Here is a 9,578-nt window from a genome sequence, read left to right on the forward strand (position 1 = left end):
TGACCTCCGGCCCTCGGAGGCTCAGAAGAGTCGCGGCTGTGATCGGGCCCCACCCGGCAGTTCATGGGCGATGAGGGCGCGCGGGACCGCGGAGTCACCGGCACCGGCACCGGCACCGACGGTCAGGTCGGGGATGCCCGTCAGGCCGCCCGTCCCGGCGGCAGGGGCCGCGCCGGTGCCGTTGAGGCCCATCAGTCGGAGGGAACGCGCGCTGTCGTCGAGTGCGGCGGAACGCATCGACCCCGTGGCCGGGTCGGCCTGCCCCTTCTCGAGGCCGTACTCGCGCAGCAGGGGCCGTAGCCGGGCGGCCAGCCAGGAGCGGTACCCCGTCGGGGCGTAGGTGTTCTGGGCGTAGAGCGCACGGTACTTGCCCACGAGTTCGGGGTGCTCACGCTCGAGCCAGGCGAACCACCACTCCTTGACCCCGGGCTTGAGGTGCAGGGCGCTGTACATGACGCTCGACGCGCCTGAGTCGCGGACGGCGGCGAGCGCGGCGTGCAGGTGGTCGAGGCCGTCGGTGAGGTACGGCAGCACGGGCATCATGAACACCGAGCAGGACAGCCCCAGCTCTCGGGCCGCGGAGACGGTGGCCAGGCGGGCCGCCGTCGTCGGCGTGCCCGGCTCGACCGACTGCTGCAGGCCGTCGTCGTGGACGGCGATCGACATGGCCAGGTCGACGGGCACGTGCTGCGCCGCCTCGGCGAGCAGGGGGAGGTCGCGCCGCAGCAACGTGCCCTTGGTCAGGATGCTGAAGGGCGTGCCCGAGTGGGCGAGGGCGGCGATGATGCCGGGCATGAGCCGGTACCGGCCCTCGGCGCGTTGGTAGGGATCGGTGTTCGTGCCGAGCGCGACCGGGTGGTGCTGCCAGGTGGGGCGGTGCAGCTCACGCGCGAGCACCTCGGCGACGTTGACCTTGACGACGATCTGCCGGTCGAAGTCGTCGCCGCCGTCGAGGTCGAGGTACTCGTGGGTGGGGCGGGCGAAGCAGTACACGCACGCGTGGCTGCAGCCCCGGTAGGGATTGATCGTCCACCCGAACGGGAGGGCCGAGTCACCACCCGGCACACGGTTGAGGGCACTCTTCGCGACCACCTCGTGGAACGTAACCCCCGCGAACTCGGGCGTCGTGACGGAGGTGATCAGGTTGTTCAATCGCGCCAGACCGGGCAGCGCCGAGGCGTTCTCGGTGTCGACCGCTTGCTCGGACCATCGCATGCCCCCATTCGAACACATGTTCGAACCAGGGTCAACCCGAGGCCCGCAGCACGGGGACGCGAGGCCCGGGGCGAGGCGTCAGGCGTGGATGTGCAACGCCTCGGCGGTCGCCCCGATGGTCGACGCGGCCCGGCGTTCGTCGGACGAGAGGTCGTCGCCGTACGTGGGGATCATGACGTTGAGCCGGGGCTTCCACGCCGCGATGCGGTCGGGGAAGCACCGCTCGAGAACGCTGAGCATGATCGGCACGGCCGTGGACGCCCCGGGGGACGCACCGAGCAGACCCGCGATGGTGCCGTCGCCCGCCGTGATGACCTCGGTGCCGAACTGCAGCACCCCGCCCTTCTTGCGGTCCTTCTTGATGACCTGCACCCGCTGACCGGCCGTGATGCGGTACCAGTCCTTCGGGTCGGCGTCGGGCATGAACTCGCGCAGCGCCTCGAACTTGGTCTGCTTGCTCGCCGCCAGTTGCCCCACGAGGTACTTGACGAGCGAGAGGTTGGCGAGCCCGGCCCGGATCATCGGGTAGAGGTTGTGGGCACGGATCGACGCGAAGAGGTCGAACATCGAGCCGTGCTTGAGGAACTTCGGGCTGAAACCGGCGTAGGGCCCGAACATCAGGCTGGCCTGCCCGTCGACGACGCGCGTGTCGAGGTGCGGCACCGACATCGGGGGCGAGCCGACGGCGGCCTTGCCGTAGACCTTGGCCTGGTGCTTGCCGACGATCGCGGGATCGTCGCAACGGAGGAACTCGCCGCTGACCGGGAACCCGCCGAAGCCCTTGATCTCGTCGATGCCCGACTTCTGCAGCAGGTGCAGCGCTCCCCCACCGGCACCGACGAAGACGAAGCGCGCGTCGACGGTCGTCGGCGTGCCACCGACCTGCTTGCGGAGGGCCACCCGCCACGTGCCGTCGGCGAGCTTCGTGAGGTTCGTGACGCGGTGGTCGACCTCGAGGATCGCCCCCTCGCCCTGCAGGTAGGTGAGCAGGAGGCGCGTGAGGGACCCGAAGTCGACGTCCGTGCCGGCGGCGATGCGCGTCGCCGCGATCGGCTGCCCCTTCGCCCGTCCCGGGATGAGGACCGGTGCCCACGACCGGATGACGGACGCGTCGGTGCTGAACTCGAGCCCCTGGAACAGCGGGTGCTCGCGCAGGGCCTCGTGGCGCTTGCGGAGGTACTCGACGTTCTTCTCGCCCCAGACGAAGCTCATGTGCGGGGTCGAGTTGATGAAGGCGTCCGGCTGGGGCAAGGCCCCCTCGGCCACGAGGAACGACCAGAACTGCCGCGACACCTGGAACTGCTCGTTGACCTTGACGGCGCTCGACGTGTCGATGGTGCCGTCGGAGCGCTCGGGCGTGTAGTTGAGCTCGCAGAGGGCGGAGTGGCCCGTGCCCGCGTTGTTCCAGGGGTTGCTCGACTCGAGGGCGACGTCGCCCAGCGCCTCGTAGATCTGGATCGTCCAACTCGGCTCGAGCTGTTTGATCATGGCACCGAGGGTGGCACTCATGATGCCTGCCCCGATGAGGGCTACGTCGACGGGCTTCTTCGCATCGGTCACGACGTCAGTCTAGGCCCGGCCCCTTCGGCGACCCCGGGTGGCCGCCGGAGCACGACACCCCGGTGTCTCGATGTCGAGAGACCGGGGTGCGACGCATCACCCGCCCCTCGGGCGACCGGCGTCGACGGATCAGGCGACGGCGCGTTCGGCGGCGACGAGCTCGGCGATCTGCACGGCGTTGAGCGCCGCACCCTTGCGGAGGTTGTCGTTGCTGATGAAGAACGCGAGCCCACGGTGACCGGGGACGCCCTCGTCGTGCCGGATGCGGCCGACGAAGCTGGGGTCGGCTCCCGCCGCCTCGAGCGGGGTCGGGACGTCGGTGAGGACCACCCCGGGGGCGTCGCGCAGGAGTTCTTCCGCGCGCTCCGCCGTGATGTCCGAGGCGAACTCGGCGTTGATCGAGAGCGAGTGCCCCGTGAAGACCGGCACCCGGACGCACGTGCCGCTGACCAGCAGGTCGGGGCGCTCGAGGATCTTGCGGCTCTCGTTGCGCAGCTTCTTCTCTTCGTCGGTCTCGTTCGTGCCGTCGTCCACGATGCTGCCCGCGAGCGGGATGACGTCGAAGGCGATGGGACGGACGTACGTGACCGGCTCGGGCAGGTCGACCGCGCGACCGTCGTGCACGAGGCCGATGGTGTCGCCCTCGATCGCGGCACGGGTCTGCTGCAGCAGCTCGTCGGCGCCGGCGAGTCCACTACCCGACACCGCCTGGTAGGTGCTGACGATCAGGCGCTGCAGGGTGGCCTCGGTGTCGAGCACCTTCAGCACGGGCATGGCCGCCATGGTCGTGCAGTTGGGGTTGGCGACGATGCCCTTGACCGCCTCGCGGAGGGCGTGGGGATTGACCTCGCTGACCACCAGGGGCACCTCGGGGTCCATGCGCCAGGCGCTCGAGTTGTCGATGACCAGTGCCCCGGCCGCGGCGAACCGTGGCGCGTGGGCCCGCGAGCCCGTCGCGCCCGCCGAGAAGAGGGCGATGTCGAGACCCGCGGGGTCGGCCGTCTCGACGTCCTCGACCACGATGTCGACACCGCGGAACGGCAGGGTCGTGCCCGCCGACCGGGCGGTGGCGAAGAAGCGGATCTCGGCGATCGGGAAGTCGCGCTCGTCGAGCAGCGTGCGCATGACCTTGCCGACCTGTCCGGTCGCGCCGATCACGCCGACGCGCAGTCCTTCGGCCATGGGTGCCTCCTGGGGTTCGGTGGTGCGGGGTTCGGTGGTGCGGGGTTCGGTGGTGCGGGGTTCGGTGGTGCGGGTCCTGGCCCGGTGGGAGCCGGGTCGGGAGGCGCGGTGCGGTGGCCGCGCGCGCCTCCTCGGGTGGTGGGTCGCGTCAGCGGCCGGTGCCGCCGTGGACGACGGCGTCGACCTCGGCGTCGAGGCCGAAGGCCGTGTGGACGACGCGCAGGGCGTCGTTCAGGGTGTCGGCCCGGGTGACCACCGAGATGCGGATCTCGCTGGTCGAGATCATCTCGATGTTGATTCCGGCCTCGAAGAGGGCCGTGAACAGCCGCGCCGAGACGCCGGCGTTGGTGCGCATGCCCGCGCCGACGAGGGCCAGCTTGCCGATCTGGTCGTCGTACTGCAGGGACTCGAAGCCGATCTCGGCCCGGTCGGACTCGAGGGCCTGGAGCACGACGGCACCCTCGGACTTCGGCAGGGTGAACGAGATGTCGGTGCGGCTGGTCGACGCCGCCGACACGTTCTGCACGATCATGTCGATGTTGGCGCCGGTCTTGGCGACCGTGCGGAAGATCTGGGCGGCCTTGCCCGGGACGTCGGGGACGCCGACGACGGTGATCTTGCCCTCGCTGAGGTCGCCCGCGACCCCGCTGATGATGGGTTCTTCCACGTTCTCTCCCTCTTTCGGGTTGACGACGAGCGTGCCCTCGTTGTTGTTGAACGACGAGCGGACGTGCAGGGTGACCCCGTGACGCCGGGCGTACTCGACGGCACGGATGTAGAGCACCTTCGACCCGGCGGCGGCGAGCTCGAGCATCTCTTCGCTCGTGACGCGGTCGAGCTTGCGGGCCTTGGGCACGACGCGGGGGTCGGCCGTGAAGACGCCGTCGACGTCGGTGTAGATCTCGCACATGTCGGCGTCGAGCGCCGCGGCGAGGGCGACGGCGGTCGTGTCGGAGCCGCCGCGACCGAGGGTCGTGATGTCGCCCGTGGACCGGTTGAACCCCTGGAAGCCGGCGACGATCGCCACGTACCCGGCGTCGAGCGCGTCCCGCACCCGTCCGGGCGTGACGTCGACGATGCGGGCCTTGCCGTGCTGGGCGTCGGTGATCATGCCGGCCTGGCTGCCGGTGTACGAGCGGGCCTCGACGCCCAGGCTGCGGATCGCCATGGCGAGCAGGGCCATGCTGATGCGCTCACCCGCGGTGAGCAGCATGTCGAGCTCGCGGCCGCCGGGCAGCGGGCTGACCTCGTTGGCCAGGTCGAGCAGTTCGTCGGTGGTGTCGCCCATCGCGCTGACGGCCACGACGACGTCGTTGCCGGCCTTCCGCGTCTCGACGATGCGCTTGGCGACGCGCTTGATGCTCTCGGCATCGGCGACGGACGACCCGCCGAATTTCTGCACGATCAAGCTCACGGTGACTCCTGAGAAGGGGGACTGGGCGCGCCGGAGGACGGCTCACGCCTGCGTCCGGCGATTCTATTCGGTGTCGAGAGCGTGTGACGTACGTCGGTCGCGCGGCGTCATCGGCGCCTCTCCCCTACGGTGGACCGATGCCCGACACCACCGACCAGGCCCGCGGCGCCGCCAGCCGCCTCCAGGACAGCCGCGCCCTCACGACCGCCGCCCGCGTCGGCTTCGCCATGAACGGCCTGCTCCACGTCGTGATCGGCGTGATCGCCCTCGGCGTCGCGTTCGGAGGTGGAGGAGAGGCCGACCAGGGCGGTGCCCTCGGGCAGTTCGCGTCCCGCCCGGGCGGGGTCTTCCTCCTCTGGCTGATCGTCGTCGGGCTCTGGGGCCTCGGCCTCTTCCAGCTGCTCGAAGCCGCTCTCGTCCGCGGGACGGACAAGGACGCCTGGGCCGAGCGCGCGAAGGAGGGCGGCAAGGGCGTCGCCTACCTCGCCGTCGGGTTCACGGCCTTCACCTTCGCCCGGGGCTCGTCGTCGGACAGCTCGGGGCAGACCCAGACGCTCAGCGCCCGGCTGCTCTCCGCACCCGGGGGCGTCGTGCTCCTCGTCGTCGTCGCGCTCGCCATCGTGGCGATCGGGGCCTACTTCGTCGTGAAGGGCGTGAAGCAGAAGTTCCGCGAGGACCTCACGCTGCCGGGCGGTGCGGCGGGACGTGGCACGGTCGCCCTCGGCGTCACGGGGTACGTGGCCAAGGGGATCGCCCTGGGCGTGGTGGGCGTGCTGTTCGCGGTCGCGGCCGTCACCTCGGACCCGAGCGAGGCCACGGGGCTCGACGGCGCGCTGAAGGCCCTCGCGGCCCTCCCGTTCGGCGTGGTGGTGCTGACGGCCGTCGCCCTGGGGCTCATGGCCTACGGTGCGTACTGCGCCGTGCGGGCACGGCGCGCTCGCCTCTGACGGGCAGGCGCGCGCCGGACGGGTTCAGGAGGCGCGGGTCGTCATTCGGAGACGAGCCGGCGGCCCTCGAAGGCGCGGCCGAGCGTGACCTCGTCGGCGTACTCGAGGTCGCCGCCCACGGGCAACCCCGAGGCCAGTCGCGTCACCCGGAGACCGAAGGGCGCCAGCATCCGGGAGAGGTACGTCGCGGTCGCCTCGCCCTCGAGGTTGGGATCGGTGGCGATGATGACCTCTTGCACGGTGTCGTCGGCGAGACGCTGCACCAACTGGCGGATGCGCAGATCGTCGGGACCGATGCCGTCGATGGGACTGATCGCCCCGCCGAGCACGTGGTACAGACCGCGGAACTCGCGGGTGCGCTCGATGGCCTGGACGTCCTTGGCCTCTTCGACGACGCAGATCGTGGCGGGCGAGCGACGCGGGTCACGGCAGATGTTGCACGTCTCTTGTTCGCTGACGTTGCCGCAGATCTCGCAGAAACGCACCTTGGTCTTGACGTCGACGAGCAGCTCGGCGAGGCGTGACGTGTCGAAGGACTCGTTCTGCACGATGTGGAACGCGATGCGCTGCGCCGACTTGGGCCCGATGCCGGGGAGGCGACCGAATTCGTCGATCAGCTCTTGGACGATGCCTTCGTACACGCGCTACTCGCTTCTCTGAGGCGTGACCCGGGGGGCGATCGTCTCTTCTTCGATGAACTGGGCCCCGAGGATCTCGCGCACGACGGCCTCGCCGTATCGCGACCCGGTGGGGATGCCCCGGCGCGGGTCACCGGTCGCCGCGCGACGCTCGGCCACCGACGGACCCGCACCGGCGGAGGCGGTCGGTGTGCTGGTGGCCGCTGTGGAGGGCGACGGGGCGGTGGCGGCGGGGCGAGCCGGGGGCACGTCGACCTCGGGCGGAGGAGGCGCGGCGTCGACCGTCGGGACGCCGCCGGGCGGTTCTTCGGTGATGTGCTCGGGTTCGTCGGGCTCGGGGGGCGGGGTCTGCGGGATGGGGGCGACGTCCCACCCGGTGACGGGGGTCGAGCCGCCGGACCGCGCGGCGGCCTCGGACGCCGGAGCGCCGGATCGCCCGGCGGACGAGGGCGCCGCGGCACCGGACCGCGCGGCGGCCTCGGGCGCCGCAGCCGGAGCGGGGGCCCGGGACGGGCTCGGGGCCGGCGACGCGGAGGCCTCGGGCGCCGACGGCGTCGCGGCGGGGGCCGTGGCCCGGCCCGTCTCGGACGGCGCCGACCCCGGAGACGCGGGCCCGGACGGCTGGCGTCCTGCCTCGGGCGCCGGTGTGGTCGACCGGCCGGTCTCGCGCGGCGCACCCGACAGGGCGGGAGGGGCGGCGGCGTCGGCGGGTGAACCCGTGGGGGTCGGGCCCGCGGGCCCGTCGCCCTCGACACGGGCGATGTACTTCACCTTGACGCCGAGGACGTCGACGATCGCGCGTCGCAGGTACTCGCTGACACCCTCGGCCGCGCCCTGCGGCCGCTTGAAGCTCTCGACGTCGTTGGCGCTGGGGAAGGCCAGCGTCAGCACGTCGTCGACGAAGTCGACGACGGTGGCCGTGACGACGACCATCCAGGCCGTGCGCCGCGCCTTCTGGACGACCTCGACGATCTCGGGCCAGCTGTCACGCAACTGCTGGAGCGTGACGGGAGCCGCGCCGCTCCCGGACGCGTGGCCGGTGTCGGGGGTCTGTGCCCACGCGGCCGAGTGCGGTGCGGACGGAGGCGCGGGTTCGGTCGGCGTCGCGGAGTCGGCCTGGTCGGCCCGGGTGGCAGAGGTCGACGGAGCGGCCGTCGCCCAGGACGCCGTCGCACTCTCGACGGCCGACGGGCCACCGGCCGCCTCGGTCGACGGCGTGGCCTCGACGGGCGAGGCGGACGGGGCCGACGCGGACGGGGCCGAGGCGGCGACGGCAGGCGTCGATGGACCCGCCGTCCGGACCTCGGCCGGCCGGGCAGCCGCCTGCGTCGACGGGGCAGCGGACGGACCGGGCACGGCGGACGGACCGGAGCCGGAGCCCTCGACCCCGACGCGTCGTTCGAGGCGCTCGACCCGGGCGAGGGCGCCCCGGCCGGTCTGGTCGCTCTCGGGGACGAGGACGCGCGCGATCATCAGTTCGAGGTGCAGCCGCGGCGAGGTGGCCCCGGTCATGTCGGTGAGAGCGCGGTTCACGACGTCGGCCGAGCGCGACAGCTCCGCGGCGCCGAAGGCGTGCGACTGGTGCACGAGACGGTCGAGCTCGTCAGCCGTGACGCCCCGCAACACGGCCGAGGCACCCTCGACGGTCGCTCCGACGACGATGAGGTCGCGCAGGCGTTCGAGCAGGTCTTCGACGAACCGCCGAGGGTCTTGCCCGGTCTGGACGACGCGGTCGACCGCAGCGAACGCCGCGGCGCCGTCACGGGCGCCCAGCGCCTCGACGACGTCGTCGAGCAGCGATGCATGGGTGTACCCGAGCAGCGCGACGGCGCGCTCGTACTGGATGGCGCCGTCCTCACTGCCGGCCATCAGCTGGTCGAGGAGCGAAAGGGTGTCGCGCACCGACCCGCCGCCGGCACGGACCACGAGCGGGAGCACGCCCGGGGCCGCCTCGACCGACTCGCTCTCGCAGAGTTCGTGGACGTACTCGAGCATCTGGGCCGGGGGCACGAGGCGGAACGGATAGTGGTGGGTGCGCGACCGGATGGTGCCGATCACCTTGTCGGGTTCGGTGGTCGCGAAGATGAACTTGACGTGCTCGGGCGGTTCTTCGACGACCTTCAGCAGGGCGTTGAAGCCCTGCGGGGTGACCATGTGGGCCTCGTCGAGGATGAAGATCTTGAAGCGGTCGCGAGCCGGGGCGAACACGGCCCGGTCACGGATGTCGCGGGCGTCGTCGACGCCGTTGTGGCTGGCCGCGTCGATCTCGATGACGTCGAGCGAGCCGCCGCCGTCGCGTGAGAGCTCGACGCACGACGCACAGACGCCGCACGGGGTGTCGGTCGGGCCCTGGGCGCAGTTGAGGCAGCGGGCCAGGATGCGCGCGGACGTCGTCTTGCCGCAACCGCGCGGCCCGCTGAAGAGGTAGGCGTGGTTGACGCGGTTGGTGCGGAGTGCCGTGCGGAGCGGATCGGTCACCTGCGTCTGCCCGATGAGCTCGGCGAAGTTCTCTGGCCGGTAACGGCGATACAGGGCGGTGACCACAGAGCAAGAGTAGTCGGGGCGACCGACAACGGTCGACGGCGGAAGTCGCCGTCGGGGCCCCCTGGCGGTGCCCCGGGC

General features: G+C 71.7%; 7 protein-coding genes. 1 reads left to right on the forward strand and 6 read right to left on the reverse strand.

What is annotated here, in order from left to right:
* Positions 1 to 21 precede the first annotated feature (21 nt).
* From HQQ78_RS04800 to HQQ78_RS04815, 4 genes are all read right to left on the reverse strand, one after another.
* Positions 22 to 1,215, reverse strand: coding sequence for an Rv2578c family radical SAM protein (locus HQQ78_RS04800; RefSeq protein WP_173151272.1), 1,194 nt, complete (start codon positions 1,213 to 1,215; stop codon positions 22 to 24).
* A gap of 78 nt (positions 1,216 to 1,293) precedes the next feature.
* Positions 1,294 to 2,775 carry a malate:quinone oxidoreductase gene (locus HQQ78_RS04805; protein WP_173151273.1) on the reverse strand — a complete coding sequence of 494 codons (1,482 nt, stop codon included), beginning with the start codon at positions 2,773 to 2,775 and terminating at the stop codon, positions 1,294 to 1,296.
* Between the two features lie 129 nt (positions 2,776 to 2,904).
* Entirely contained in the window at positions 2,905 to 3,957 is a 1,053-nt protein-coding gene (locus HQQ78_RS04810; protein WP_173151274.1) for an aspartate-semialdehyde dehydrogenase, read from the reverse strand.
* Positions 3,958 to 4,105: 148 nt separating this feature from the next.
* Positions 4,106 to 5,371, reverse strand: a complete 1,266-nt coding sequence (locus HQQ78_RS04815; RefSeq protein WP_173151275.1) for an aspartate kinase — start codon at positions 5,369 to 5,371, stop codon at positions 4,106 to 4,108.
* Between the two features lie 137 nt (positions 5,372 to 5,508).
* Here HQQ78_RS04815 and HQQ78_RS04820 point away from each other — a divergent pair, with 137 nt between their 5' ends.
* Positions 5,509 to 6,318: a DUF1206 domain-containing protein gene (locus tag HQQ78_RS04820; protein WP_173151277.1), complete on the forward strand. Its 810-nt coding sequence runs from the start codon at positions 5,509 to 5,511 to the stop codon at positions 6,316 to 6,318.
* 41 nt (positions 6,319 to 6,359) lie between these two features.
* On the opposite strand, the gene recR is transcribed toward HQQ78_RS04820, so the two are convergent.
* Entirely contained in the window at positions 6,360 to 6,959 is a 600-nt protein-coding gene (gene recR / locus HQQ78_RS04825; RefSeq protein WP_043595550.1) for a recombination mediator RecR, read from the reverse strand.
* Positions 6,960 to 6,962: 3 nt separating this feature from the next.
* Positions 6,963 to 9,500 (reverse strand): DNA polymerase III subunit gamma and tau, encoded by a 2,538-nt coding sequence (locus HQQ78_RS04830; RefSeq protein WP_173151279.1) that lies wholly within the window; start codon positions 9,498 to 9,500, stop codon positions 6,963 to 6,965.
* Positions 9,501 to 9,578: the final 78 nt, after the last annotated feature.

The sequence above is a fragment of the Frigoribacterium sp. VKM Ac-2859 genome, assembly GCF_013204925.1.
Classification (GTDB): domain Bacteria; phylum Actinomycetota; class Actinomycetes; order Actinomycetales; family Microbacteriaceae; genus Frigoribacterium.